General features: G+C 73.6%; 24 protein-coding genes and 1 riboswitch. Of the genes, 9 read left to right on the top strand and 15 right to left on the bottom strand.

Annotated elements, in window-relative coordinates; genetic code table 11:
• Window positions 1-129 precede the first annotated feature (129 nt).
• Window positions 130-1,068: a M56 family metallopeptidase gene (locus NI25_RS16235; protein WP_061443137.1), complete on the bottom strand. Its 939-nt coding sequence runs from the start codon at window positions 1,066-1,068 to the stop codon at window positions 130-132.
• Window positions 1,069-1,335: 267 nt separating this feature from the next.
• Window positions 1,336-2,571, bottom strand: a complete 1,236-nt coding sequence (fahA, locus tag NI25_RS16230; RefSeq protein ID WP_061443136.1) for a fumarylacetoacetase — start codon at window positions 2,569-2,571, stop codon at window positions 1,336-1,338.
• Window positions 2,572-2,870: 299 nt separating this feature from the next.
• Between fahA and NI25_RS16225 the strand changes: the two genes are divergently transcribed.
• Window positions 2,871-3,695, top strand: coding sequence for an HAD family hydrolase (locus tag NI25_RS16225; RefSeq protein ID WP_061443135.1), 825 nt, complete (start codon window positions 2,871-2,873; stop codon window positions 3,693-3,695).
• A 45-nt stretch (window positions 3,696-3,740) separates the two neighbouring features.
• Here the strand turns inward: NI25_RS16225 and NI25_RS16220 are convergent, their stop codons facing one another.
• Window positions 3,741-4,232 carry a transglycosylase SLT domain-containing protein gene (locus NI25_RS16220; protein ID WP_061443134.1) on the bottom strand — a complete coding sequence of 164 codons (492 nt, stop codon included), beginning with the start codon at window positions 4,230-4,232 and terminating at the stop codon, window positions 3,741-3,743.
• Between the two features lie 4 nt (window positions 4,233-4,236).
• Window positions 4,237-4,392, bottom strand: a riboswitch (cyclic di-AMP (ydaO/yuaA leader).
• Window positions 4,393-5,115: 723 nt separating this feature from the next.
• On the opposite strand from NI25_RS16220, the gene NI25_RS16215 reads away from it, so the two are divergent.
• From NI25_RS16215 to NI25_RS16200, 4 genes are all read left to right on the top strand, one after another.
• Window positions 5,116-6,126, top strand: a complete 1,011-nt coding sequence (locus tag NI25_RS16215) for a polyprenyl synthetase family protein (RefSeq protein ID WP_061443133.1) — start codon at window positions 5,116-5,118, stop codon at window positions 6,124-6,126.
• Window positions 6,127-6,474: 348 nt separating this feature from the next.
• Complete coding sequence (locus NI25_RS16210) at window positions 6,475-7,713, top strand: LolA family protein (protein WP_061443132.1); 1,239 nt, start codon at window positions 6,475-6,477, stop codon at window positions 7,711-7,713.
• A gap of 62 nt (window positions 7,714-7,775) precedes the next feature.
• Window positions 7,776-8,774 (top strand): ABC transporter ATP-binding protein, encoded by a 999-nt coding sequence (locus NI25_RS16205; protein WP_061443131.1) that lies wholly within the window; start codon window positions 7,776-7,778, stop codon window positions 8,772-8,774.
• Window positions 8,761-9,699, top strand: a complete 939-nt coding sequence (locus NI25_RS16200; protein WP_078884636.1) for an ABC transporter permease — start codon at window positions 8,761-8,763, stop codon at window positions 9,697-9,699. The genes NI25_RS16205 and NI25_RS16200 overlap by 14 nt, the downstream gene beginning before the upstream one ends.
• A 12-nt stretch (window positions 9,700-9,711) precedes the next feature.
• Here the strand turns inward: NI25_RS16200 and NI25_RS16195 are convergent, their stop codons facing one another.
• Together NI25_RS16195 and NI25_RS16190 are read right to left on the bottom strand one after the other, a co-directional pair.
• Window positions 9,712-11,037, bottom strand: coding sequence for a hypothetical protein (locus NI25_RS16195; RefSeq protein ID WP_061443130.1), 1,326 nt, complete (start codon window positions 11,035-11,037; stop codon window positions 9,712-9,714).
• A 74-nt stretch (window positions 11,038-11,111) separates the two neighbouring features.
• A complete protein-coding gene (locus NI25_RS16190) occupies window positions 11,112-13,712 on the bottom strand; it encodes a hypothetical protein (protein WP_061443129.1) in 2,601 nt (866 codons plus the stop codon).
• A gap of 43 nt (window positions 13,713-13,755) precedes the next feature.
• Between NI25_RS16190 and NI25_RS16185 the strand changes: the two genes are divergently transcribed.
• Window positions 13,756-14,310, top strand: a complete 555-nt coding sequence (locus NI25_RS16185; RefSeq protein ID WP_061443128.1) for a hypothetical protein — start codon at window positions 13,756-13,758, stop codon at window positions 14,308-14,310.
• Here NI25_RS16185 and NI25_RS16180 read toward each other — a convergent pair.
• The 10 genes from NI25_RS16180 to NI25_RS16135 all read right to left on the bottom strand — a co-directional run bounded on the left by NI25_RS16180 (window position 14,291) and on the right by NI25_RS16135 (window position 23,595).
• The gene (locus tag NI25_RS16180; RefSeq protein WP_061443127.1) at window positions 14,291-14,830 is read right to left on the bottom strand and encodes an NUDIX hydrolase; all 540 of its coding nucleotides are present in this window, start codon (window positions 14,828-14,830) and stop codon (window positions 14,291-14,293) included. The two genes, NI25_RS16185 and NI25_RS16180, sit on opposite strands and share 20 nt — an antisense overlap.
• Window positions 14,831-14,874: 44 nt before the next feature.
• Entirely contained in the window at window positions 14,875-15,279 is a 405-nt protein-coding gene (locus NI25_RS16175; protein ID WP_061446942.1) for a DUF4913 domain-containing protein, read from the bottom strand.
• A 5-nt stretch (window positions 15,280-15,284) separates the two neighbouring features.
• Window positions 15,285-17,042 carry a type IV secretory system conjugative DNA transfer family protein gene (locus tag NI25_RS16170; RefSeq protein ID WP_061443126.1) on the bottom strand — a complete coding sequence of 586 codons (1,758 nt, stop codon included), beginning with the start codon at window positions 17,040-17,042 and terminating at the stop codon, window positions 15,285-15,287.
• Window positions 17,039-18,436, bottom strand: coding sequence for an ATP/GTP-binding protein (locus NI25_RS16165; RefSeq protein WP_061446941.1), 1,398 nt, complete (start codon window positions 18,434-18,436; stop codon window positions 17,039-17,041). The genes NI25_RS16170 and NI25_RS16165 overlap by 4 nt, the downstream gene beginning before the upstream one ends.
• 95 nt (window positions 18,437-18,531) lie before the next feature.
• A complete protein-coding gene (locus NI25_RS16160; RefSeq protein ID WP_061443125.1) occupies window positions 18,532-20,025 on the bottom strand; it encodes an SCO6880 family protein in 1,494 nt (497 codons plus the stop codon).
• 156 nt (window positions 20,026-20,181) lie between these two features.
• On the bottom strand, window positions 20,182-21,402 hold the full coding sequence (locus NI25_RS16155; protein WP_061443124.1) for a hypothetical protein: 1,221 nt from the start codon (window positions 21,400-21,402) through the stop codon (window positions 20,182-20,184).
• A gap of 1 nt (window position 21,403) precedes the next feature.
• Window positions 21,404-22,168 (bottom strand): hypothetical protein, encoded by a 765-nt coding sequence (locus NI25_RS16150; protein ID WP_061443123.1) that lies wholly within the window; start codon window positions 22,166-22,168, stop codon window positions 21,404-21,406.
• Window positions 22,169-22,202: 34 nt separating this feature from the next.
• Window positions 22,203-22,502: a hypothetical protein gene (locus tag NI25_RS16145; RefSeq protein WP_061443122.1), complete on the bottom strand. Its 300-nt coding sequence runs from the start codon at window positions 22,500-22,502 to the stop codon at window positions 22,203-22,205.
• A 297-nt stretch (window positions 22,503-22,799) separates the two neighbouring features.
• Window positions 22,800-23,054: a hypothetical protein gene (locus NI25_RS16140; protein ID WP_061443121.1), complete on the bottom strand. Its 255-nt coding sequence runs from the start codon at window positions 23,052-23,054 to the stop codon at window positions 22,800-22,802.
• Between the two features lie 10 nt (window positions 23,055-23,064).
• Window positions 23,065-23,595 carry a DUF6668 family protein gene (locus NI25_RS16135; protein ID WP_061443120.1) on the bottom strand — a complete coding sequence of 177 codons (531 nt, stop codon included), beginning with the start codon at window positions 23,593-23,595 and terminating at the stop codon, window positions 23,065-23,067.
• Window positions 23,596-23,780: 185 nt separating this feature from the next.
• Here NI25_RS16135 and NI25_RS16130 point away from each other — a divergent pair, with 185 nt between their 5' ends.
• From NI25_RS16130 to NI25_RS16120, 3 genes are read left to right on the top strand one after another with little or no spacing between them, the layout of a single operon-like run.
• A complete protein-coding gene (locus tag NI25_RS16130) occupies window positions 23,781-24,821 on the top strand; it encodes a peptidoglycan DD-metalloendopeptidase family protein (RefSeq protein WP_061443119.1) in 1,041 nt (346 codons plus the stop codon).
• A 22-nt stretch (window positions 24,822-24,843) separates the two neighbouring features.
• Window positions 24,844-25,545 carry a hypothetical protein gene (locus NI25_RS16125; RefSeq protein ID WP_199560927.1) on the top strand — a complete coding sequence of 234 codons (702 nt, stop codon included), beginning with the start codon at window positions 24,844-24,846 and terminating at the stop codon, window positions 25,543-25,545.
• Between the two features lie 8 nt (window positions 25,546-25,553).
• Window positions 25,554-26,816, top strand: coding sequence for a hypothetical protein (locus NI25_RS16120; protein ID WP_061443117.1), 1,263 nt, complete (start codon window positions 25,554-25,556; stop codon window positions 26,814-26,816).
• Window positions 26,817-26,963 lie beyond the last annotated feature (147 nt).

Here is a 26,963-nt window from a genome sequence, read left to right as displayed (position 1 = left end):
CTCCGCCGGTGACGGTGCTGAGCTGGGCTTTTTCGCTGAACGGGGAAGATCTGCCACCGCTGCTCGCGGGGCGCCCTCGCCGGGCAGGGGGCGCGCGCGGCGGGTGGGGCGCGGCGGCCGCGAATGTGTCTAGGCCAGGGCCGTCAGCCCCGGGGCGAAGGTGATCAGGAGAGGAAGAAGGGGGACCAGGGCCGCAGTCGCCGTGGTCAGCGCGCGGTGGCGGCGGGGCAGGCGGGGCCGGGGCTCCAGGAGGCGGTCGACCCGTTCACCGAGCAGGCGGTGGCTGGACGCGCAGGAGAGGACGCCGCGGTGCTGGTTCAGCTCGATCAGGGCCAGGGCGGTGGTCAGATGGCCGCAGCGGCGGGAGGCGGTGTCGTCGGCCGAGAGCTCGACCAGGCGGTGGGTCTGGTCGCAGAAGTGGGTGAAGAGCGGCACGCTGGGGAACCCGGTGGCCAGGGCGGTGGACAGGTGCAGCAGCCAGTCGTGGCGGGCCCGGGCGTGGCCGCGCTCGTGGGTCAGGACGGCGTCCAGCTGATGGTCGGTGAGCCGGTGCAGGGCGCCGGTGGTGACGATCAGCTGCGGCGGGTTGCCGGGCATCCACCAGGCGTCCGGGTACTCGTCCTCCAGGACCAGCAGGGGACCGCGGGCGGCGGGGAGCCCGGCGGGCAGGTCGGGGGCGCGCTCGCGCAGGTGGGCGCGTGAGCGGGCGCGCCGTCGGCGGGCCTCGACCAGTTCGCGGGCGAGCATCGCGGTCGTCCAGGCGGCACCGCCCGCCAGAAGGAGGGTGAGGACGGCCGCCCAGACCGGTCCGGCGGAGAGGTTGTACGCCGCGGTCACCGCGGGCGGCGCCGGAGCGAAGAGCTGGGCGCGCACGGTGCCGAAGACGGCGGTGGCGCCGAGGACGAGAGCCGTCAGGCAGCACAGCAGCACGGTGGCGACCAGGCACTGCCACACCCACAGCGCGACCACGGGATCCCGCTCGGGCCACGCGGAGCGGGTCAGCGCGCGGGGCACCGGCACCGCGGCGGTCACGGCGACGACGAACAGCAGGAGCAGGCAGACGGTCATGCCACTGGCTCCGGATCCTGGTCGAAGGATGGGCGGCTCTGGCTGTACAGGGGCTGTGCTGTGCTGAGTCGGGTGGTGCCGGGCCCGGGTCGTTCCGGACCCCGGGCGCACACCGCCCGACGCCAGTATGACGGGGCCGGGCGGTGTGAGTCAGGTGTCGGCGGGCACCGGATGCGGAATCCGGGCGCAGGCCGTGCGGGCACGTGCGGGCGCACGGAGAGGGAGAGCCCCGTCGGACGCCGGTCAGGCCTCCCGGCCGGACGTCCGTCAGGCCTCCCGCCCGACCACCCGTCCGGTGACCTCGCCCAGCCCCACCCGGACGCCGTCCGGCCCCGGAGCCCAGGCCGACAGGGTCACCACGTCGCCGTCCTCCAGGAACGTCCTTTTGCCGTCGGGGAGTTCCAGCGGGTCGCGGCCGTTCCAGGTCAGTTCCAGCAGCGATCCCCGCTCCCGTTCGGTGGGCCCGCTCACCGTGCCCGAGCCGTAGAGGTCGCCGGTGCGCAGCGAGGCACCGTTGACCGTCATGTGGGCCAACTGCTGGGCGGCCGTCCAGTACATGGTGGAGAACGGGGGCTCGGAGACGACGTGCCCGTTGACGGCGACGGAGATCCGCAGGTCGTACCCGCCGGGGCCGTCCTGGTCGTCGTTCGTGTCGTCCAGGTAGGGCAGCAACTGGTGCGTACGCTCGGGCGGCGCCACCCGGGCCTCCTCCAGAGCGTCCAGCGGCGTGATCCACGCCGACACGGACGTGGCGAAGGACTTGCCGAGGAACGGGCCGAGCGGGACGTATTCCCAGGCCTGGATGTCCCGCGCCGACCAGTCGTTGAGCAGGCAGAGCCCGAAGACGTGCTCGCGGAAGTCGCCCAGCCCCACCGGGCTGCCCAGTGCGGACGGCGCGCCCACCACGAAGCCGACCTCGGCCTCGATGTCGAGACGGACGGACGGGCCGAAGACCGGAGCGGCGTCGGCCGGGGCCTTGCGCTGCCCTGACGGGCGTACGACGTCCGTGCCGGAGACGACGACCGTGCCGGAGCGGCCGTGGTAGCCGATCGGCAGGTGTTTCCAGTTCGGGGTGAGGGAGTCGGCGGCGTCGGGACGGAAGATCTGGCCGACGTTGCGGGCGTGGTTCTCGGAGGCGTAGAAGTCGACGTAGTCGGCGACCTCGAAGGGCAGGTGCAGGGTCACCGACGACAGCGGGTGGAAGAAGGGTTCGAGGGCCTCGCGGTGGGAGGGGACCGTCACCCACGCCGTCAGCGCCCGCCGCACGTCCGACCAGGCGGTACGCCCGGCGGCCAGCAGCGGGTTGAGGGTGGGCCGCGCGAGCAGGGACGCGTACGGCGAGCCGAGCGCGTGGGCCGCCGCGCCCGCGTCGAGGACGTGGTCGCCGAGCCGGACGCCCACCGTCGGTTCCGTCCGCTCCTGTGAGCCGGGGATCGAGAACACGCCGTACGGAAGGTTGTGCGGGCCGAAGGGGTCGCCCTCGGGGACATCGAAGGGGGGCATCGGGTGCTGCCTCGCTTTCGTGCTCGCCATGTGCGCCGTGCGCGCTGTGTGCCGTGCGGGCCACGTTACGGGTGACCCACCGGTCTTGGGCAGTGCGGCCAAAGGCGGCGTCCGGCAGGTCGTGCCGTCGTCGACCGGTGCACGGGGCCCGGACCGGCCTCGGCTGATGATCTATCAGGTAGTGAGCACGATCGGGCGTCGGTGTGCATCCGCGGCCGGGTCCGAACGCACTCGCTACGTCCTCGTTCGGAAGCGGTCGCGGGTGAGTCGGACGGGTGCGGTGTCCGTATTCTCTGATCATGGACCGCACCGCATATTCACTCGTCGCCACCGACCTGGACGGCACGCTGCTCCGCGGCGACGACACCGTCTCCGAACGGTCGCTGGCCGCGCTGGCGCGGGCCGAGGCGGCGGGGGCGCGGCACCTGGTGGTGACGGGACGGCCGGCCCCCCGGGTGCGCTCTCTGCTCGACCGCCTCGGCTGCACGGGGCTCGCGGTGTGCGGACAGGGCGCGCAGGTGTACGACGCGGGCGCGCACCGCATGCTGTGGTCGGTCACCCTGGACCGGGAGCTGGCCGAGACCGCGCTCGGCAAGATCGAGGCCGAGGTGGGCCAGGTGCACGCCGCCGTCGACCAGGACGGTGTCGACGGGCTGACGCTCATCGAGCCGGGCTATCTGATGCCCCACCCCGCCCTGCCCGCGGTGCGCGTCGAACGGCGCGAGGAGTTGTGGCGCACGCCGATCACCAAGGTGCTGCTGCGCCATCCCGAGCTGACGGACGACGAGTTGGCGGCGACGGCGCGTGCGGTGGTCGGTTCCCTCGCGACGGTCACCATGTCGGGGCCGGGCACGGTGGAACTCCAGCCGTGCGGCATCACGAAGGCGACCGGCCTGGCGCTGGCCGCCGAGCACCTGGGCCTGCGGCGGCGCCACACGATCGCCTTCGGGGACATGCCCAACGACATCCCCATGTTCCAGTGGGCGGCCCACGGCGTCGCCATGTCCGGAGCCCACCCCGAACTCAAGGCGGTGGCCGACGAGGTCACCGCGACGAACGAGGACGACGGCGTGGCCGTCGTCCTCGAGCGGATCTTCCCTGCGTCTCAGGGGCGCGCCGTCTAGGGGCGCCCCGCCTTGGTGCGCGCCGTTCTGGTGGCGCGGTGCGGCTCAGTACGCGCTGAAGACGTTGTCCATCGAGCCGTAGCGGTCGGCCGCGTAGTTGCAGGCGGCGGTGATGTTGGCGACCGGGTCGTACGGGTCCCAGGAGGTGCCGGGAACGTGGTACGCCTGGAAGGTCGGGTCGATCACCTGGAGCAGGCCCTTGGACGGGGTGCCGTTGATGGCGTTGATGTCCCAGTTGTTGATGGCGTTCGGGTTGCCGGAGGACTCCCGCATGATGTTGCGGTAAATGCCGTCGTAGGTCCCGGGGATGCCGTGCTGGGCCATGATGTCGAGCGACTCGCGGATCCAGCCGTCGAGGTTGTTCGGGTACGTCGTCGCCGCCGTGGTGGCGGTCGTGGCGGCGGCCGGGGTGGCCGCGGAGGCGGTGGTGGCGCCGATGAGCGGCAGCGCGAGCACCGCGGCACCGGTGCCGGCCACGGCGAGCTTGCGGGCGAGGCGGCCGGTGAAGGCGTGACGGATCTGACCGTTGGCAGACATGCTGTGTCCCTCTCCTTACGCCTACGAGGTGAGCTGTCGGGTTCGGGCGGGGAGGTGCCCGGCCGTGCCCTGACGGGTACGGCTTCACCCCTAGCCGCTCCGGTGGTGACCGGTGCGGCGACTTACCTGGGTCCCCCGCTCCTGCCGGCGAGTGTGTTGGGTGGATGACTGTGCGACGGGCGGTGGCAGGATTCGGCGTCCGCCCGACAGGCCGGGAACGTATGCGAGAGCACATGTCCGGAACAAGTGCAGGAATCACCCAACGCGCCTGTTGACCTTGGTCTGGGGTGTTTGTGGCTCTTGATCCTTTGCGGCCGCCAACCCTCAACTGGCCTGCGGGGCAAAGGGAGGGCACAGGTTCCGGCGAGGTTGCCCGCGGGGCGGTCCGAGTGAGCCAACTCACTGGCCTCAACAAGCACGGCAAAACGGGCATTAGCCTCAATCGTTAGCCAACCGGCCCTCGATCGGGACGGCTTCGGGTGTCGAGGGAGGGTGAGGGGGAAGCGGGGAAGGGTGGCCTGCGAGGCGGGGCCGGCGGGGCGGGTCGGCGCGACGGGCGCCTCCGGCCTGCGGGACGGGCGTGCGCGCCGATCGGGTGACGTTCTCGAAGTGCGGGCCGTTGTGAGGAGTGGTGGGATCTTGGACGGCGGCTTCCGGCCCGCTCGCCCTCCGGGGCCCGGTTCACCCTCTGGCGATATCGATCAAAATCTGCTCATATCACCTGATCAAAAACATACCGTTCATGATCTGATACCGACCGGCCTGTAACGGTGGGCGCTAGCGGTGATCGAAACGTGACCGGATACGCTGACTTGAGTGGTGGCAGCGACCTATCGACAAACCAGGTAATCGCCAGTAGACACCAGCAGACAGGAGACCCCTCGTGACCGTCGTCGGGCCGTTCGGGCTGAGCGTGCGGGACCAGGCTCTGGAAGCCGATGTCCAGGCCGGATTGGTTGCTGTCGAGGAAGGGTTGCTTGAGGCAACCAAAAGCGAGGTGCCGTTCATCACGGAGGCCGCCCAGCACCTGGTGCGGGCCGGCGGGAAACGGTTCCGGCCGCTGCTGGTGATGCTCTCGGCCCAGTTCGGCGACCCCTACGCCCCCGGAATCGTGCCCTCGGCCGTGGTCGTGGAGCTGACCCACCTCGCCACGCTGTACCACGACGACGTGATGGACGAGGCCGCCGTGCGGCGCGGGGTGCCCAGCGCCAACACTCGCTGGGGCAACTCGGTCGCGGTCCTCACCGGCGACTTCCTCTTCGCCCGCGCCTCGCAGATCCTGGCCGACCTCGGCCCCGAGGCGGTCCGCGTCCAGGCCCTCGCGTTCGAGCGGCTGGTCACCGGCCAGATCCTGGAGACCGCCGGCCCGCAGGACGGCCGCGACCCCGTCGACCACTACCTGGACGTGCTGGGCGGCAAGACGGGCTCGCTGGTGGCGGTCTCCTGCCGGTTCGGCGCGATGATGTCCGGCGCCGACGAGACGGTGGTCGACGTGCTCACCCAGTACGGCGAGCGGCTCGGCGTCGCCTTCCAGCTCGCGGACGACGTCCTGGACATCGCCTCCGACTCCGACGAGTCCGGCAAGACGCCCGGCACGGACCTGCGCGAGGGCATCCCCACCCTGCCCGTGCTGCGGCTGCGCGAGCGGGCGGCCCGGCTCGGGCTCGCCGAGGACCTCGCGCTGTGCGAGCTGCTCGACTCCGACCTGAGCGACGACGCGCGGCACGCCGAGGCGCTGCGTCTGCTGCGCGCCCACCCCGCGCTGGAGCAGGCGCGTGCGGACACGGTCCGGTACGCCAAGGAGGCCCGGGCCGCGCTGGCCCCGCTGCGGGAGTGCGACGCGAAGGCCGCGCTGGTGGAGCTGTGCGACGCGGTGGTGCACCGCGCCGGGTGACCGCCGCCCTGCCCCGCGTCTCACGGCCGTCCGCCCCGCCCGCGTCTCACGGCCGTCCGCCCTGCCCCGCGTCTCACGGCCGTCCGCCCTGCCCCGACTGACACGTGCCGTCCGCCGGGTGCCGTACGCGGGCCCCTACGGGCCGGGGGAGCCGTCGCCCCTCCGTGTCATCCCGCAGGAGTAGGCGGAGTTGAGTCCGCGGTCTGACGCCTGTGCTCCGGTGATTTGGTCAGATGGACACTACGGACACACACCAATCCTCACCGATTCGGGTGAGAATGGCGGCTCACGGGTGAACACGTGCGAGGTCGCGAGACAGCCGCCGCCGACGACGGAGGTAGGGCACACATGGCACCGATCGATTCCGACGACAACAGGACCGCCGGGGAGGGCGAGGAGCTGCGCGCCGGGCGGCGCAAGGCCGCGCGGTACGTCGTCCCGGTCGCGGTGATGGGAGTGGCGGCCGCGACGATCGGGCTGGTTCCCGCGCTCGCCGACTCCGGGGACCCCGACCTGCCGAAGGTCACGGCGGAGCAGCTCATCGAGAAGATCGCCAAGTCGGACGTCCAGCAGATGTCGGGCACGGTGCGGATCAACACGGATCTGGGGCTGCCGGACCTCGGCGGGCTGGAGAGCGGCTTGATGTCCGGCATGTCCGCAGGTCCGGGCGCGGGCGGGGACGGCGAGGGATCCGCCGCCGACCCGTCGGCCAAGCTCACCGAGCTGGTGTCCGGCAGTCACACGCTCCGTGTCGCGGCCGACGGTCCCGACCGGCAGAAGCTCTCCCTGCTGGAGAACGCCGCCGAGTACAGCCTGATCCACAACGGCGACGACCTCTGGGGCTACGACAGCGAGTCAAACGAGGTCTACCACTCCACCGCCTCCGGCGGCGACGGGCGGCCGGAGAAGGACGCGCCGGAGAAGGACGTGCCGGCCACGCCGAAGGACTTCGCCGAGCAGGCGCTCAAGGCGGTCGACGACACCACCTCCGTGACCGTCGGCGGCACCGCCCAGGTGGCCGGCCGGGACGCGTACCGCCTGGTCGTCGAGCCCAAGCAGGACGGTTCCACGGTCGGTGCGATCACCGTGGCCGTGGACGCCGAGACCGGCACGCCGCTGAAGTTCACGCTGACTCCGGCGAGCGGCGGCGCCGCCGTGGTGGACGTGGGCTTCACCGAGGTCAGCTTCGCCAAGCCGGACGCGTCGACGTTCGACTTCACGCCGCCCGCGGGGGCGAAGGTCACCGAGGGCGACGCGAGCGCCGAGGCTCCCGAGCACGGGCGCCCGGCCGAGGGCGGGCCCGCCGAGGGGCTGGACGGCCTCGAGGTCATCGGCGAGGGCTGGAACGCGATCGCCACCTTCGACACCGGCGCCCGGGGCGGCCTGCCCACGGCATCACCGGACGGCGACCTCGGCGCTCTCGGCGGCTTCCTCGGCTCCTTCGGCGACCAGGTCAAGGGCGACTTCGGCTCGGGCACGGTTTTCAAGACCCGCCTCGTCAACGCCCTGATCACGGACGACGGCAAGGTCTACGCCGGTGCGGTCACCAAGGACGCGCTGGTGAAGGCGGCCGAGGCCGCGCGGTAGGACGTACGCGGCACGACCACGCGTAGCGTGCGGAGGACGAAGCGAGGGAAACGAGGGAGCCGATGGCCGAACCGTCCGCCATGGAGCCGGAGCGCCCGGGCCGGGAGCCGGACCGGGGGGAGAGTGCGGACGGCGCCGTCATCGCCACCCGCGGGCTCACCAAGCGCTACCGCGGCGGGCAACTCGCCGTCGACGGTCTGGACCTGACCGTCCCGGCGGGCAGCGTCTTCGGCTTCCTCGGACCCAACGGCTCCGGCAAGACCACCACCATCCGCATGCTGATGGGGCTGATCGAACCCACCTCGGGCAGCGCCCGGGTCCTCGGCCTGCCCATGCCGCGGGCGTCCCGCACCGTACTGCCCCGGGTCGGCGCCCTCATCGAGGGCCCGGCCCTGTACGGCTTCCTCACCGGGCGGGACAACCTGCTGCGCTACGACGCCGCCGACCCGACCGCCGACCCGCGCACCCGGCGCGAACGCGTCGCCGCGGCGCTCGACCGGGTCGGCCTGGCGGCCGCCGGCGGCAAGAAGGCGAAGGCGTACTCACTCGGCATGAAGCAGCGGCTCGGCCTCGCCGCGGCGCTGCTCCAGCCACGCCGGCTGCTCGTCCTGGACGAGCCGACCAACGGCCTCGACCCCCAGGGCATGCGCGAGATCCGCACCCTCGTGCGCGAACTGGCCTCCGACGGCACCACCGTCTTCCTCTCCTCCCACCTGCTGGACGAGATCGAGCAGGTGTGCACCCACGCCGCCGTGATGGCACAGGGGCGGCTGATCACCCAGGGCGCGGTCGCCGACCTGTCGGCCGGGGCGCGCGGCCGGCTGGCGGTGACCACGCCGGACCCGGGCGACGCGGCCCGGGTGCTGAAGGAACAGGGGGCGTCCGACGTGGTCGTCGACGGGGACCGGGTGACGGCCGAGCCACCGGAGCGCGACCTCGCCGAGGTGAACGCGGCGCTGGTCGCGGCCGGGGTCCGGGTCAGGGGCTTCGCCCTGGAACGCGCCTCGTTGGAGGACGCGTTCGTGGCGCTGACGGGAGAGGGATTCGATGTCGCGGGCTGACGTGCGGGGCGAGCCGGTGAGGGAGGCCGAGGCCACCGCGCCCGGTACGGTGGCGGTCCCGGGTGCCGTGCGGCGCCCGAGCCCGCTGTGGTCGCTCGGGCTGCTCCGCAGCGAACTGCTGATCACGTTCCGGCGCTGGCGCACCCTCGCCCTGCTGGCCGTGCTCGCCGCCGTGCCGATCCTGGTCGGCATCGCCGTGAAGATCGAGACGAGCGACGGGTCCTCGCTCGGTGGCGGCGGCGGTGGCGGCGAGGGACCGGCGTTCATCTCGCAGATCAGCAACAACGGGCTGTTCCTGGTCTTCACCGCGCTCGCCGCGACCCTCCCGTTCTTCCTGCCGATGGCCATCGGCGTCGTCGCGGGCGACGCGATCGCGGGCGAGTCGAGCGCGGGCACGCTCCGCTACCTCCTGGTCGCCCCGGCCGGCCGCTCCCGGCTGCTGCTCACCAAGTACGCGACGGTCCTCGCCTTCTGCCTGGCCGCCACCCTGGTGGTCGCGGTCTCGGCGCTCGCGGTCGGCGCGCTGCTGTTCCCGGTGGGCGACCTGGTCACCATCTCCGGCACCCGGATCACCTACGCCGAGGGCCTGGGGCGGGCGCTGCTGATCGCCCTGGTGGTGGCCGCCTCGCTCGTCGGCGTCGCGGCCCTCGGCCTGTTCGTCTCCACCCTGACGGGCAGCGGCATCGCGGCGATGGCGACCACGGTGGGGCTGCTGATCACCGTCCAGATCCTCGACCAGATCCCGCAGCTCGACGCCCTCCAGCCGTACTTCTTCTCGCACTACTGGCTGTCCTTCGCCGACCTGATGCGGGAGCCGGTCTACTGGGACGACCTGGTCAAGAACCTGGGCCTCCAGGCCCTCTACGCGGCGGTCTTCGGCTCGGCGGCCTGGGCCCGGTTCACCACCCGCGACATCACGGCGTGAGGCGCGGCGGCCTCAGCGGGCCTGGCGCACCGACAGGAGCAGGGCGTCGTCGTCCCCCCGCCGGACGAACAGCGCCCCCTTGTCCAGCGCGGCCGCCGGCACCAGGGTGTCCCCGGGCAGCGCCTCGGGCGTCCCGGTGCCCTTCGGCACCACCACGCCCGTCCCCGGGCCCGTGGTGCCGTACGCGGTGCCGTCGTCGGCGACGGCGCTGACCGTGACGCCCGGTCGGTCGCCCTCGGCGGCCAGGCACCGGCCCGTGCCCGCCCGGACGTCGAACAGGACCGCGCCGAGGCCCAGCCGGGTCCCGTTCGGCGAGGCCACCGGCGCGCTCGGGGTGTCCGGACCGTCGTCGTCGCAGACGGTGCTGGCCAGCAGCCGGCCGCTCGCCAGGTCGTGCGCCGACCACACGTAGGAGCCCGCAGAGCCGGCCGCCCGCCAGCGGGCGACGAACATGCCGTCGCGGACGCCGGCGAGGGTGCCGTTCTGCTCCCCGCTGACGAACGTCCGGCCCGTCTCGACGCCCTCGGGCGCGATGTCCTCACCGCTCCAGCCGCCCGGCACCCGGATACCGCCCGACGCGCCGCCCACCACGGGCCCGTCGGGGGTGACGGCCACCACGGTGCTGCCGGCGCACATCGCCGAGTCGCAGTCGGGGATCAGCCCGGCGGCATCGTCGTACCGCGTCACGCGGCCGGTGCCCAGGTCCACGGCGGCCCGGTGGTCGCCGGCCGACCGCCAGGAGAGCAGCAGCCCGGCGCCGCCGTCCCGGGCCTGGACCGAGCCCTCCTGCGTGTTCACCGGGATCTGGACCTCGTGGAGCGGGGCGACGGAGCCGCCGGAGGCGTCCAGCGGGTAGACCCCGATCCGGACGGTCTCCTTCTCCTTGCTCAGGGCGCCGTCGGTCCGCTCGCCGACCGCCCACGCGGCCAGGTACGTGCGGTCACCCTGGCGTACGGCGGTCAGCCGGGGCGCGGCGGGGCCGCCCGGGGCGTCCGGGTCCGTCGCCGGGACCCGGTAGGCGGCGCTGGTCCAGCGCACCTCGCCCGTCGCCGCGTCCCGGACCCGGACCGTGTAGCCGTCGCCGGAGGGCTCGACGTGGGCGACCGTGCCGCCGACCGCGACGACCGGCTCGGCTCCGGCGTCCGAGGGCACCCGGCCCGCTTCCTCGTCCCAGCCCTTCCCCCCGTCGAAGGCGGGGGGAACGGAGAGCCGGGGCGTGGTGTGGCCGCCGTCCGGTCCCTTCCCCGCGCCGTCCCGCTCTCCGTCGTCGCCCGAGCCGCACCCGGCGAGCAGTACCGCGGCCAGGGCGGCCGCCAGTGCGGTCCTCGTGGTGCGCATCTTCCGTTCCTCCGTGCTGGCTCGTCGTCAGGTACCCCGGACGCGGATGCGCCGGGCGGCGCGGCCGTCGGCCGTCACCGGGCGGGTCCGCCGCCCCCGCCCGGCTGCGGCGGTTTCGGAAGCCGGGGCGGTGTGGCCGGACCACCGGCGGCCGGCCCGGCCCCGGGCGCGGTGCCCGGACCGGACGGTCTGCGCCCGGACTGGAGGCGGGCCGCGCCCGCGACCGGGTTGGTGCCCGCGCCGGCGACCGGGTTGCTTCCCGTTCCGGCGGCCGGGGGAGTGGTGCCGGTCCTGGCCGCCGGCGCGTTGCCGGACTGCTCCGCGCGGTGCTTGGCCAGGTGGGAGCCCTGGAGTGCGGTGGCCATGAAGCCGGCCGCCACGTTGCCGCTCTCCGGCGGCGCCGTCCTGCGGTCGACGACGGCCAGCCTGGCCATGTCCTTCTCGCTGAAGACGTTGCCGGGCAGCATCCGGGAGGCGGCCCCCGTCACGTCGACGGTGTGCTGCCGGTCACCCGCCTGGAAGTGCAGCCGGTAGCCGAGGTACTGCTCGCTCTTGTCGAAGAGCAGCTCGCCCTTGACCTGGCCGCCCTGCCGCCGGGCCCAGGCGTCGAGGGTGTCGGCGGCCTGCGGCAGCCGGGCCACCCGGCCGAGGCAGGCAACGTAGGCGTCCCCTTCGACGTCGCGGGCCTTGAGCCGGACGCCGCCGTCCGGGGTGCGGACCGTCTCGACGGCGCCCAGCCGCTGGTTGGGCACGGTGACCAGACGTCCGTTGCCGCCGAGTTCGGCGTCGTACTGCCGGCGCATCGCCAGGTACTGGGAGTCGTTGTGGAGGACCCAGGGCGCCGCGGTGCCCACCATGGTCACCCGGGCGTTCGGGTTGCCCTCCAGGATGATCTCCGTGTTGGCGATGGCTCCGCCGCCGATGCCGGCGATCACCCAGTTGTCGGCGACCGTCGGGTCGTAGGCCCCGTCGCCGACCTCGTCCCCGAGCAGGACCCGCCCGGGAGCCTCGGCGGTCGCCTGCTCCCACTTCGCGGTCGCCTCGACGGTCTCCCTGGCCCGGACGGCCACCGAGTCGTCGCCGGCCGCCCGCAACGCGTCGGCCACCGCCGGTTCGGCCAGGATGTCCAGGGCGGCGGCGGCCCGGCCCGGTCCCTCCGGCAGCGCGGCCAGCCGGTCCCGGGCCTGAAGCGCCTCGGGGGTGGCGACCGTGCCGAGGTGGTCCCCGATCGCCCGGGCGGCCTCGTCCATCGTCGGCACCTGCCGGTTCACGCCCGGTATGACCTCGGGGGGAACACCCGTGGCCACCAGCGGGGTGCCCACCACCTCGACGGTGACCGGGGGCGAGCCGTCGGCCGGGGAGATCTCGGCGAGCAGCCGCCCGTCGTCGGCGAGGTTCAGCGAGGCACGCCCGTCGACCAGCGGCCCGCGGGCGGCCGCGGTGTCCTCCCACAACTGGAGCGCCGCCAGCGAGACCCGGTCCTTCGGGTCCCCGAACTGGTACGGGTCCCAGCCCACTTCGCGCAGGTGCCGCACCTGGTCGGCGGACTGCACGATGCCCTTGATGGGGTCCACGTGCCAGCGGCCCCGCGAGTCGACCAGCAGGACGTCGGGGTCGCGGCCCGCGAGCGCGGCCCCGCCGCCGATCATGACCTCCCGCTGCGGGTACCGGCCCTCGGGCAGGGTGGCCGCCTCGGCGCGCAGCTCCTCCAGCGTCCGCAGCCCGGTGTCGGTGCGCTGCCGGGCCGCCTCGTCCCGGGCGGCGCCGAGCTGCTCCCGTGGGATCGGCGTGCCGTCGGGGCCGAGGCCCGGCAGCGGGAAGGCGGGGGCGGAACCCAGCGGGGCGCTGTTCGCCCGGCCCTCCGCGACCCGGGCCCGGTGCTCCTGGAGCACCTGCGCGTCGGCGGGGGCCAACTGGTCGATCGGCCTGCCCAGCTCCCGCAGGGCCCGCCGGGCGTCGGTCGTCAGGTGCCGCCCCACCGTGTCGGTGCGGATCGCGACCGCGTACTGCTCCAGCGTCCGGGCGGCCGCGTCGTCGGCCGGCGCGCCGACCCGCAGGCCGGTGTGGTCGATCAACTGGGACAGCTCGCCGCGTGCCTCGAGGCGTTGTGCCGCGGACAGCGCCCCGTCGTTCATGCGTTCCGCGAGGTAGTTCAACTCGCCGACCCGGCCCAGGTCCTCGTCGGACAGCCGCGGCCGCTCCGGCAGTGCGGCACCGCGGCCCAGCATGTCGGCGGCGGCGGGCGCCTCGGCGCGCTCGGCGCGGTCCCGCACGGAGAGCAGCTCGTTGACCTCGTGGCTCAGCGCGCGGCCGATCTGCTCGGGCGCGATGCGGTCGGAGAGCTGGACGACGTGGTTGTCGGAGGCGGTGTTCACGAAGCTGCGCGCCACGGTGCGCTCGGGCAGCGACGCGGACTCCAGCCGGACGGTGAGGGTCCGGGCGTTGTCGTCGGACAGCGAGAAGAAGCGGCGTCCGTCCTCCTCGACGATGCCGTTCACCCGCAGCCGGTCGGCGTACAGCGCCTGGACCACCACGGGCAGCGCCGCCTCGGCCTCGGCGAGGACGCGCTCGTGCGGAAGGCGGGTGCCGCTGTCCGCCCGGAAGCCGGTGCCGAGGACGTCCGTGGCCGTGATGACCGTCTCCTCGGGACGTTCCCTCTCGTCGCGCTGGTTCACTGACGTCTCCCCCCTGCGCCTATGAGCCCCGTAGAATCCTGCCATGTTGATCGCTCGTTCGTTGCAAGAGGCGCACCTCTACATCGACCTCCACCCCTGTGCGTGCGGCGCCGAGCAGTTCGCGCGCGAGCACCGGCTGGAGGATCACGACGGCGCCCTCACCGCGGTCTTCGAGGGCACGTGCCCCCAGTGCGGGCGCACCCGGTCCTTCGAGTTCCGCATGGCGGACGAACTCCCGCCCGCACCGCCCGCGTTCGGGGGCGAGGAGCCCTCGAGCATCGTCGACCCGGGCGAGTTCATGTGGGTCAGCGACGAGATCTCCACCGAATCCGGCCTGCGCCTGCTCAACACCGCGCCGGCCGAGCACCGGGCGATGCGCCCGGCGACGGCGTACGCGATCGCCGCGTTGGAGGAGGTCGCCAAGTTCCTTCCCCCGGGCCGGGACCGGGTCCCCGAGGACCGCTTCGTCTCGGAGCGCGGCCGGGCCCTGTACGCCAAGGACCCCGAGCGGTTCACCCGGGAGGAGATCGGGGCGGCCCTCGAGCTGAAGCGGTCCATCCTCGCCGGCATCGACCACTTCAGTCCGCCGCGGGGCTGAGGTCCAGCAGCAGCGCCATGACGCCGGCCAGCGTGGCACTGCTGACGATCTCCCGGCGGGCGATCATGGCGCCGATCCGGGAGAGCGGGATCCACTCCAGCCGGTCCGACTCGTTGCGCTCGGTCGGTTCGCCGATCCGCACGGCGTCGTCCGTGCGGAAGACGAAGTGCCGGGCGTCGGTGATGCCGGCCGCGGGCTCCGCGTAGACCAGCTCGCGCACGGTCCCCGCACGCCATCCCGTCTCCTCCTCGAGCTCGCGCGCGGCCGCCCGCGCGGGCTTCTCGCCGTCCTCGACCAGCCCCATGGGCAGCTCCCACGCCCAGGTGTCCGTGACGAAGCGGTGGCGCCACATCATCAGCACCCGCCGCTCGCCGTCCACCGCCGCAGTCACGGCGACGTCGCGCAGCCTGACCACGTGGTAGTCGGTGCGGGTGCCGTCCGGCTGCTCCACGTCCAGCGCGCGCAGACGCACCCACGGGGTGTCGTGGACGACGCGTTCGGTGTGGACGGTCCAGCGCATGAGGTCCTCCCTGGTCTGTTCGCCGGATGGGTGCCGCGGGTGCGTCAGCCGTCGTACGCCTCGACCGACGGTGCCTCTTTGGGCCGGTGGCCGCCGGGCCGGCACCCGGCGAACGGGCCGTTGGGGGCGCGGAGTTCGGTCATCACCGGGCCGAGGTGGTCCCGGTGCCAGACGGCCGGGCCCGAGGCGCCCGCCTCCGGGTCCGTGTACTCCTGCCAGGCCAGCCACAGCGCGTGCAGCCGGGCGACGGCCTCCAGGTGCTCCCACCAGCGCGGGCACCAGGGCTGCGCGGAGGTGACCTCCCGGCCGTAGACGGGGAGCAGCAGGTCGGAGACCCACAGGGCCAGGTTCCGCATCTCCTCGGCGTACTCCTCGCCGTCGAGGTAGAGGATGAAGGCCGGAGCCTGCGGCTGCTCCGGCGTGGGGTCCGCGTCGTGGGCGGGGGTCATGGTGGTCACGGGAACGCCTTTTCTGCGGCTCGGGCGGTGATGGCCTTCACTTCGGCCTGGGCGGCGGCCTGGATGCGGTCGGCACCGGGCTCGGCGTACCAGGGGCGGAGCCGGACCAGGGCCGGCCGGACACCGGTGGCCAGCAGCAGCGCGGTGCCCTTGGGCAGGGCGCGGATGCGGTCGGCGGGCATGATGCGCTCCAGGCGGTAGGAGGTGGAGCGCGACCGGCCGTCCCTGCTGCGGGAGACGCTGACCGTCGACACGTCGTGTTCGCCGACCAGCCGGGAGACCTTCTCGACGAAGTCGGCGTCGTCCAGTCCGGCGCCCAGCAGTTTGATGGTGGCGGCGCCCCACAGCGCGTCCATCCCGGCCTCGCCCCAGACCCGTACGCCCTGCCGGTAACTCTGCAGCAGCGTGACGATGTTGATGCCGCGCGAGCCGAGGTGGGAGTAGAGGTCGGGCAGGTCGGAGATGCGGCAGACGTTGGCGGCCTCGTCCAGCACGGCCGTCATCGGCGGGTCGAGGCGGCCGCCCAGCCGCTCGGCGGCGACCACACCCGCGCGCAGCACCGAGTCCGCCGCCGCCGCGATGACGCCCGCCGCCGAGCCGCCGCCGTCCTTCGAGAGCAGGTACAGCGTGTCGCGGGACAGCGCGTGCTGCTCCGGACGGAACTGCGGCACCGCCGCGTCCGGCGTCACCCAGGCGGCGATGGCCGGGTCGAGGAGGCAGGCCACGCACTGGCGGGCCGTCTCGTAGATGCCGTCCCGGGTCTCGACGGCGCCCTGCACGGTGCCCTGCAACTGGTCGGCGAGGGCCGGCATGGCGGCGTCGCGCAGCAGGTCGACGGGGGTGCGGTCGGCCGGGTCGGCCAGCCAGGACAGGACGTCGGTCACCCCGCGCCCGCCGCGGTTGGCGGCGTGGAAGAGCGCGGTGAGCGTGTTCTGCGCCGCCGAGATCCAGAAGTCGCGCTTGGAGGCGTCGTCGTTGACCGCGCCGACGAAGTGGCCGGCCAGGCGCCGGGCGCCCTCGATGGTGGCGGCGTCGGCCAGCATGTCCCACCACATGCCGCGGTGGGTGTGCGCGATGCCCTGCGGATCGAACACCCAGACCCGGCCGGTGCGTTCGCGTTCGGCCCGGGTGACGCTGTAGACGTCGGACTTGTTGGAGGTCAGCAGGACGCTGCCCTGGGCGCGCAGGACGCGGGGGACGGCGATGCCGGTGGACTTGCCCGCACGCGGGGCCATCAGGTCCAGTTCGACGTCCTCGAAACTGGACCGCAGTTCGGGGCCGTTCGGCTCCAGGTCGCCCAGCAGGTTGCCGGTCTCGTCGGGTTCCAGCCTGGCGGCCTTGGACAGGGACGGGCGCAGTTCCCTGGCCCGGGCCCCGGCGCCCTTGGGCAGCAGTGCGGCCAGTTCCCTGCGGCCGGCGAGACCGTCGGGGCGCCGGCCGCGGCCGCGCACCAGGACCACCACGGTGACCACGAGGGCGAGGAACACGCCGAAGAGCACGGCGATGCCGGCCGTCACCGCACCGCTCGACGCGTCGGGCCACAGTGCCCCCGGGCCGTCCTGGACCAGGGTGGCCAGGCTGGACAGGGTGAACGGCGGCGGGTGCCAGCCGCCGCCGGCCAGCGCCGCGCCGAGCGTGCCGCCCAGCCAGGCGCCGGCGAAGACGCCGCCGACGAGGACGGCCACGGCCGGGATGATCCACGCCAGCAGGTCGTCCCCGGTGCCGTGGCCCTTGCGCGTGGGGCGCGTGCTCATCTCGCTCCCTCCCCTTGCTTGGCGAGGTTCAGCTCGTTGCCGGTCCAGCGGGTGTTGGTGTCGTGCAGGGCGCGCTCGGTGTCGGTGATCGACACCTTGATGGGGATGCCGGGGCGTCCGCCGACCTTGATCAGGAAGCGGCCCCGGCCCGGCGGCTCCTCGTTGATGCCGGTGCCCGCCCAGCCCGGCGGGGACGACCAGGAGGAGACCAGTTCGATCTCGCGTTCCGACATGCCGACGATCTCGCCCAGCTCCCGCATCTCCGTGCGCGGCAGCCCCGCGCACACGACCATGCCGGCCCTCTCCACGAAGCCCCGCGCCTTGGCCCGGTCGGCCTCGCTGCCCAGCGCCTCGGCGTCCTTGAGGGTGTGGGTGATCTTGGCGTCGCCGAGTCCGAGGGAGCGGTTGAGACGGGTCAGGGCGTCGATCCGCTCGACGATGCCGGAGGCGGCGCGCAGCGGTCGCCACAGCTCGTCCAGGACCGTGAAGAACCAGCGCTGCGGGGCGAGTCCGGCGTCCGCGAGCGCGTGCGCGGCGGCCACCGTGCCGAGCCCGTCGGACCAGGCGGCGAGCATCGCCGCCGCGGTGAGCTGGGTGTCGGCCTCGCCGATGCGGGAGATGTCCACGCAGACGGCCGGTGACGCGGGGTCGATCCGCGTCGAGGTCTCGGTGGCGAAGGTGTCGCCGAGCGGACCGTCCAGGATGCCGAGCAGCGAGCGGTGCAGCGGGTCGACGGCCTCCTGGTAGCGGCCGATGTCGCCCCGGTCGAGCGTGACGGCGCGCACCCGGTCGGGGCCCTCGTCCAGGACCCGCAGCAGGTCGGGCAGGAGCGGGGCGCGGCCGCGCTCGGTGCGGTCCACGAGGTGGTGCAGGCAGGCGGAGAGCACCGACTGCTCGTGGTCGTCCATGGGCCGGCCGCGGACGATGGTGATGAGCGCGGCGACCATGTTGAGCACCCGGCCGTGGGCCTCGGCGGCCAGGACCCGGCCGCGTTCGCCGCCGAGCCGCACCGCCGCCTCGCCCATGGCGCCGGGGTCGAGGACGTTGATGCCGCCGACGCCGCGCCCGATGGAGATGACCTGGCCGCCGAGGGCGCGCACGGTGTCCGCGTAGTCGGGCTTGAGGTCGCCGAGCACCAGCGGGGTGACGCCGGTCGCCGTGAGGCCGATCAGCATCCGGTTGATCAGCGTCGACTTGCCCAGGCCCGGCATGCCCAGCATGAACAGGGAGGGGTTGGAGATGTAACGGGCCCGGGTGAACCAGGAGATGGGGTCGCCGCAGACCGTCGCACCGGTCTGCAGGTGCTGGCCGAGCGGCACGCCGGTCATGGGGGCGCCCGACCCGGCCGCGAACGGCCACAGACCGCAGGCCTGCACGGTGGTCGCCCGCCACATCGCGGGCGGGTCCACATGGGCGACCTGGCCGCCGCCGGGGCCGGGCCAGCCGCGCGCGGGCACGGTGGGCGCGCGGGGCGGTTGCTTCTGCTTGCTCACAGGGCCTCCCGGATCTGGTACGGAACGAGGGTGTGCTCCCACGGCAGCAGCCCGACGGGCAGCGTGCAGGTGAACGCCGAGGCCTGCATCCGGTCGGCGGGACGCAGCACGATGCGGGAGGACGCCTGGAGGTTGCGCATGGTGACCGCCGCGTCCTCCAGGTCCTGCTCGGAGTCGACGGTGACCGTGGCCATCAGCGAGAACTCCACCAGTCCGGCACCGGACGCCTCCTCGGCCGCCGTCTGCTCGGCCGCCCGCACCTCGGAGCTGGCGCGGGCCTGTACCAGCCCGCCGCGCGAGCCGGCCATGAAGTGGGCGGAGCGGCGGTCGGACTCGACGATGCGGGCGGAGGTCGCCGGGTCGATCGGCCGGTAGATCAGCGAGATCCGCTTGCGGCGGGTGCCCGCCGCGGGTTCCAGCAGGCCGCGCAGCACGCTGGAGCGGACGGTGCCGCGCGGCGCGAGCGTCAGCATCCAGGTGCGGGAGACGCCGGAGTCGTGCTTGTAGGCGTTCACGGTCTCGACGGCGGCGGCCGGCCCCGCGTCGTCCCACTCGATGCCGGTCGAGGTGTGTTCGGCGCGGGTGCTGAGGACGTCGGGGGCGACCGCGGGGTCGTAGGCGACGCGCACGATCTCGGCGAGGCGTTCCGCCGACAGCGGGTAGGCGGAGCCGCCACCGGCGGCGATCAGGCCGGACAGCAGGCCCGGCAGCCGCATGGACAGGTCGGTGACGACGTCGTCGGTGCTGCGCTTGGGCCCGGTGGTCGGACCGTAGGTGAGGGCGACGTACGTGTGCATCTCCGACGAGGCGGCGGGATAGCGCTCGACGACCTCCTCCATGACGGCACGGGCCGCGGCCGGGGCGTCGGGCGTGATGCGCGGCAGGACCTCGGCCGCGAGCCGGGTGCCGGTGTCCGGGGCGGTCTCGACCACGACCTGGGCGCCGCGCAGACCGGGCTCGTGGGAGAGCCGGGCCAGCCAGTCGCCCCAGGACGCCACCCAGATGTCGACCTGCTCGGGGTCGACGAGCGAGCCGCCGTCCGGATCGCAGCCGATGACGAGCGTGTAGAGGTTGCGGCCCGGGTGGTGGAGCACGGCGAACGGACGGTCGTAGGCGTCCCGGCCCTCGTGCATCTTGGTGCGGGCGAGGAGGCCGGGGGGCTGGAAGCGTCCGCCGGGACGCCGCGAGAGCGGGCCGGAGACGTAGGTGGTCGAGCCGTTGGCCTTGCGCCTCATCCAGCCGATGCGGACGGCGAGGACCTGGTAGACGTTGCGGCCGTCGGCGGTGCGCAGCGCCAGCGGGGCCAGGAAGATCCCGACCGGGACGAGCACGGCGACGGCGAGCATCAGGGAGACCAGCGAGGCCAGCAGCGCCAGCAGGAGCCCGCCGAAGGCGACGACGGTGCCGAGCAGGCCCAGCGGGCCAAGACCGGGGCGGCGCGGCCGCCGCCAGTTCCCGTAGGTGGGACGCGTCATGGCGTCGGTGGACATGGTTTTCCTTCTTCCGGCTTCTGCTTGGTGAGCGGCGTGGTCGGGCGGGTGGGACGCGGCGTTGGAACGCGGCGGTGGGACACGGGCCGGGAGGCGGGGCGGGAGCCGGGCCGGGAGGGCGTCCCGGCCCCGGCCCCGTCCCCGCGCCCCGGCCGGCTACTGGTTGTGGCCCTTCATCCCGTCGTTGTCGTCCAGGGAGTTGGCGACCTCCGAGGCTGCGGCGACCTGGGTCTGCACGACGACCGCGGCGGCCTGTGCGGCCAGTGCCACTCCGCCGGTGGCCGCTCCGGCAGCCGCACCTCCCGCGGCGCCTCCCGCACCTCCCGCGGCGCCCCCCGCGCCCCCGGCTCCGGCGCCGCCGCCTGCTCCGGCTCCGCCACCGCCCGCTCCGGCCCCGGCGGACGGGGAGCCCTGCGGGGCCGCGGACGAGCCTCCGCCGCCACCCCCGCCCCCGCCGCCCCCGCCGGCGGATCCGCCCGCGATGCTCACGGCGCCGCTGGCGAGGTTGTTGACGGCGTTGAGGGTGACCGTGCCGCCGGAGGTGCCGCCGAGTGCCGCGGTGGCCGGGACGATGAGCTTGAGCAGCGCGGGCAGGGCGAAGACCGCCAGGATCAGCATGCCCATGCCGGCGATGGTCCGGGTGAGGTCCTTGGTGCCCCTGGCGTCCTCGGTCATCGCCGTCGCCGAGAAGATGATGAGCGCGGCGGCGGGTTTGTAGAGCAGCCAGGCGGCCAGCCAGCCGACGTGCTTCTTCCACCAGCCCTCACCCCATCCGGTCATGGAGGCGGACGCGGCCAGCGGAAGGGTGCCGATCAGCATGATCATGACGCCGATGCGGATGTACATGAGCACGATCTGGACGAACGCCGACAACATCACCAGCAGACCGAAGACCAGCACGAGACCGGGCTGGCCCAGGGTCATCACGCCGAGCAGCTCGGAGGCCTGGCCGCCCAGGTCGGACTTGGCGTAGACCTCCTCGGCATAGGCGTCCGAGGCCCGCATCAGCGCCCCGGCCGCCGGGACCGCGATGGCCCCGGCGAGGAGTACCTTCCACATGCCCATGAAGGCCACCTTCATGGACTGGCCCCGGCGGTCCAGGGCCATCCGTATCGCCGCCATCAGCAGCGAGGCCACGGCCACGTAGCCGACCAGCCAGTTGAGCTCGCCCTGAATGGTGTTGATGGGGCCGCCGGTCTCGCCGGCCTTGATGCCCAGCCACACGCCGTTGAGCGACTTGAGCACTTCGGACGCGGCCTCGCCGATGGCCTTGGCGAACACCTCGACGGCTCCGCTGGTGACGCCCTCGCCGATCTCGCCGAGGCCCCACTCCAGGCCCTCGCCCACACAGTCGTAGACCTTCCAGGTACAGGCCATGTCAGGCCTCCCAGGTGACGAAGCCCTGGGTGCCACTCACCTGCGCCATGCCGGAGTACACCGAACCGTCGGCACCGGGCACGATCTTCCAGTCGCCCTCGTGCCACCGCACGGTGACAGAGGCCGTGCCGTACACACCCGCGTTGGGTCCGCGGAGCAGGAGCATCACTGTCGCCTCTTCCTTGTCGTACGCCAGGATCGAGAAGCCCGCGTAACCACCGGCGTCGGCCTTGCCCGAGGTGGGCTTGTCCTCTTCCTGCGAGCGGCTGGAGACCAGCGCGTCGCGGCCCGGGCCGGGGACGACCTGCCGTTCCATCACCTCACGCCAGCCCGGATAGCTGAAGTGGTCCGTGATGGCCTGGGCGGCGAGCACCGCACCCGTCGGGGTGTGCGCGTAGCAGGACCAGACCGGGCCGTCGTAGGTGCGCGGACCGGCGGTCTCGGAGACCGGCACGAGGCCCGTTCCGTTGGCCTTCCACTCGAAGTCCTCGGGAACGGCCGTCGGCCTGGTCTGGTCGCTGTCGTCGGTGCGGCAGCCCGCGGGCCGGGCATCCGGCTTCCCGCTGCCGCTCGGCGTGGGTGTGGCCGGCGGCGGCGTCGGACCGCCGTCGGCGCGGTCCGACGTGCCGCCGCTGCTCATCAGCGCGATCAGGCCGATGACCAGCAGCGTCGCCAGGAACCCGGCCGACAGGATCCAGCCCCGCTGCTGCCAGAAGGGTTTCTCCCACTCCCCGCTGCCCCCTCGGGATCGACCGGGGTTCACCATGTCGGTACTTCTCTCTGTTGGGACGCGGGGCGCGTCAGCCGAAGACGAAGGTGACGACGGGGCCGGCGGTGGCCACCAGGACACAGCCGCCCAGCACCATGCCGAGGCGGCCCATGTGCTCGGAACCCTCGCCGCGGCGCATGGAGATGGCCATCATGGCGCCGGTGATCAGCACGCCGGCGACGCCGGCCGCGGTACCGGCCCAGGCCAGGATGCCGAGCACGGTGTCGACCTTGCCGGTGAGCGCGCCCGGAGCGTCGCGGGTGGGGTTCGGTACGTCACCGTCCGCCAGGACTATGGTCCGGTGTGCCTTGGTGACGAGCGTGTCCAACATGGTCTCTCCCCGATGCGGTCGGCCTGACGGCCGATCAGATGAACGCTGTTTCCTGTGATTCGGCCGGTACTGGTGCCGGCCGGCGGCGTCGACGTGAGTCTTGTGATCCCCGTGGCGTCGCGCCATGTCGTGTGACGAATCAGCACCACGCTGTGACATGTACGTGGCATTCGAGACGGGAAGGTGCCCGTCCGCCTGCCGACCTGGTGCCGACTCGTTCTTGGTGCTGGTGCTGGTGCTGGTGCTGGTGCTGGTGCTGGTGTCAGTGTCAGTGCCGTCGTGCGGCCCGTTGTCCCGTCATCCGTTCAGGAGGAACGACACCAGCGGCCCCGCGGAGGCGCCGATGACGCAGGCGCCCATCACCGTCAGGAACTCCCGCAGGTGCTCCTCCACGTCGCCCGTCTTCACGGCGAGCGCCATGCGGGTCCCGACGATGATCAGCCCCGCGACGCCGGCACAGGTGACCAGCCAGGCCATCCAGCCCAGCACCGTGTCGAGTTCACGGGTGACGTCCGCACCGACGGCGAGTACGGCCGTCGTTCCAGTGCTCATCGGATACTCCTCATGACATGCGTACGGGTGGGGCGGCCAGCAGGGCGGCCAGCGCGGCCGTCTCCTTGGGCGCCGGAACGTTCAGGTCCCCGGTGCGCCACGCCGGCGTCCAGGGCACGCGGTACACGTCCGCCACCGAGCCGATGACCTTGATGCGCTGGTGCAGCGGCCGGGGCAGGCGCCCCGGCGCGTCCGCGACCAGGACCACGGCGACGAGCTCCAGGCCCGGCGGCTGCTCCCCGCGCCGGAACACGTCCAGGGCGCGGGAGACCGCCTGCAGGCCGGCGGCGTGTGTACGGCCGACCAGCAGTACGCCGTCGGGCTCCCCCTGCTCGGGCCGGGGCCAGGTGCGTCCGCCGTCGACGCCGCCGAGGACGGTCGCCAGGGTGGACGTGCCCGCGCCTCCGTGCGCGCCGACCCAGGCCAACTGCCGGGCCGGCGGCGCCGCTCGGGGGTCCGGGCCGGCGTCCTGCGACGGGGCGCCCCCGTCGAGGGGACCGCGAGTCCAAATCTCCGGTCCCGTCAGCGCGTTGCTGCTCACCGCCAAATCTCCCCCCGTGTCGGTTCAGCGGAACACCGTGTGATCATCACTGATGACCGGGTGGCTGATAACACCCTGTGAGGCTCTGGGACGAGTCTGTGACGAAGCGGTGACCTGCCGGGGCATCGCCTGCGGGGAGACTCAAGCAGTCTTTTCACGACCGGAGTTGGACCCGAGGGGGGTTGATGTCGCAGAACGGGGGAAGCGCGGCGGCCTGGGTGATCGGCGGTTCGGTCGCCCTGGTGCTGACACCCGTGATCATGATGGTCGCGGTCAGCGGCGGCTCGAGTGCCGCGGGCGGCGGCGCCGGCAGCGGGGTCGGCGGGGGCCTGAAGGGCGGTGCCGTGCCCGCGCAGTACGTTCCGTGGGTGCTCAAGGCCGGTGCCCTGTGCGACGTGATCAAGCCGGCCGTCGTGGCCGCGCAGATCGAGGCCGAGTCCGGCTGGAATCCGAACGCGGTGTCCCCGGTGGGCGCCGAGGGCCTGTCCCAGTTCATGCCCGGCACGTGGAAGACGTGGGGCCGCGACGACGACGGCAACGGGCGTGTGTCGCCCTACGACCCCGGCGACGCGATCATGGCGCAGGGCCGCTACGACTGCGCGCTCGCCGAACAGGTGGAGGGCTACAAGAAGCGGGGTGAGGCCTCCGGCGAGACGCTGGACCTGGCCCTGGCCGCCTACAACGCGGGCCCCGGAGCGGTCCAGCAGTACCACGGCATCCCGCCGTACACCGAGACGCGCAACTACGTCGCCCGCATCAAGTCCCTGATACCCAAGTACGAGTCGGTCGACGACCCGCCGGGCAAGGTGCCGCCGGGGCAGCGGATGGCCATGCCGCTGCGCGGCAACCCGCCCGTCACCTCGCCCTACGGCATGCGCTTCCACCCGATCCTGCACGTCAACAAGCTGCACACCGGCATCGACTTCGGCGCGACACAGGGCACGCCGTTCCTGGCCGCACGGGACGGCAAGGTCACCTTCGCCGGCTGGTCCAACGGCTACGGCAACCGGGTGGTCATCTCGCACGGAACCATCGACGGCAAGGAGGTGTCGACCACGTACAACCACATGTCGGCCTTCAGCGTCTCGGTGGGGCAGCGCGTCAAGGTGGGCCAGCAGGTCGGCGCGGTGGGCTCCACGGGCTACTCGACCGGTCCGCACGCGCACTTCGAGGTGATACAGAACGGCGACTACGTCGATCCCGCACCATGGCTGGGGTTGAAGTGACGGCACAGGCCAGGGGGACACGATGAGAAAACACTCCGCACGGGCCCTACGAAGGTCCGCGGCCACCGCGCTCACGGTGGCCACCGGCCTCGCCCTGCTCTCCGGGTGCGGCCTGTCCGACCACCGCGAAACCGGCGCCGGCGGTGCCGGTACCGGATCGGTGCAGCCGTCCATCGCCCCGAAGGCACCGGTGCCGCCCGGAAAGCCGCTGGGACCCGACGCGCACGTGCCCGACACCGGGGTCGTCGACGAGAACGACGCCACGGCGGTCTCCACGGCCTGGGCCGAGACGACCTACGGCTACGACACCGAGTACGACACGAGCCCCCAGGACGCGGTGCTGCGCGGCGTCCGGTGGTGCACGGAGCGCAAGGCGGCGGCCGAGCGCGGGTACCGGCCCGCCGGCGGCCCCGGGAACGAGTGGATCACCTGGGCCCGCCACCGGGCCTGGACCACCGTGGACGTGACCAGCGAGCTCGAGGACGACGCCCCGCCGGACGGGGAACGGATCGCCTACCGGTCCCTGGTCGTGTCCGGCACCGCGCACGGCCGGGACGGCTGGGAGGGAACCGGGCCCCGCCTCAACGCCTACGTCAAGCTGGTGCGCGCGGCGGTCGGCAAGCCGTGGCGCGTGGACGACGTGACGGTCGTCGAGGCGGCGAGACCACCCTCGCCGAGCATGTCGGCGACCGCCGGTTCACCGTCCGACGATCCCAGGCAGTGAGGGAACCGATGCCCAGATTCAGTCGCAGCGAGAACAAGCGGCGGAAGAGCCAGGCCGCACGGGAACAGGCGCCCGCCTCCGGACTCAAGCCCATCGAGGTGCGCGTCACGGCCGACGGGAGAGCCACCGTGGGCGGCCTGCCGGTCGTCGCCGGTGCGGGTGAGAGCGTCCAGAGCGCCGTGCTGGACTACCTCCACCGCCTGGTGCTCGCCACCGGTCACGCCGTCGCGGCCGCCGTGCACGACGAGCGGATCGGCTACCTCACGCCCGTCCGCGTCGAGGCGGACGGGTCCAGTGCCTTCGCCGGGGAGCCCGTCCCCCTGCCCCGGGACGTGGTGGCGGCCGCGCGGGCCGTGGCCGAGGAGCACGTCTCCGAGCGCGCCCAGGCGGTCGGCGGGCCGGCGGCCGCAGCCGTGCCGGACGAGCACCCGGTGGTGCGCGAGCAGCCGGTGGTGCGCGAGCAGCCGGTGGTGCGCGAGCAGCCGTCCACCATGCCGCTCAGGGCCGTCGCGGCCTCGGCGCAGCCCGTCCGGGACAAGTCGACGAGGGCCCTGCGCGCGGTGCCGGACCCTGCTCCCGGCGAACCGCTTCCCGCGGTGCGGGAGCCCGAACGGGGCACGGCGACGGCACCGGTCCCGGCGGCGGAGGCGAATCCCGACCCGCGTCCCGGGGCACGGGGCGAGACCCGGCCGGAGGCTCGGCCGGAGGAGCGGTCCGAGGCGCCGTCGTCCGGGCGGGCGGCGCCGGTGGACCCGGCGCCGGCGGATGCCAGGAGTCCGTCCCTGCTGGCGGAGCCCGTCCAGCGGATCAACGAGGCCGTGCGCATGGGCCGGATCGAGTCGGCCGCCGCCATGGCGGAGCAGACCATCGCCTCCGCGGTGCAGCGGCTGGGCGCCGAGCACCCGGAGGTGCTGCAGCTGCGGGAACTCGCGGCCTACATCGCCTACCTGGCCGGCGACGCACACCGCTCCTTCGTGCTGTCCATGGCGCTCGCCCGGGTGCGCCGGGGCAGCGACGACCAGGGCGCCTTCGGCAACGTGATGAGCGCGGCGGCCGCCTGGCGGGCGCTGCGGGATCCCGCGCTGGGGCTGGCCCTCGGACACGAACTGATCGCGCTGTGGGACGCGATGGCCGCGGCGGGCGGTGCCGCGGCGGCCGACCCCTCCCAACTGGAGGCAGCCCGGGCCCGGATGGGACGCCTCGCCGAGCGGGCGCGCGGCGTGGGCGAAGGCCCGAGGGAAACGGAGGGACCGCGTGCGCAGGACCGGTGACGCCGCCCCGGGCCCGGGCGGGGGCCGCCCCCGCACGCCGTCCCCGCGTGGCCCCTTCACTCGTCCGGGCCCACCGGGGCGGTCCGGCCCGGCCGCCGCTTCTCCCGTCGAGCAGCGGAACCGGAGCCCTCGGCGGGAGGCCGCCCT

Source organism: Streptomyces sp. CCM_MD2014 (assembly GCF_000772045.1).
Taxonomy (GTDB): domain Bacteria; phylum Actinomycetota; class Actinomycetes; order Streptomycetales; family Streptomycetaceae; genus Streptomyces; species Streptomyces salinarius.
This window is presented reverse-complemented; position numbering and strand designations above follow the sequence as displayed.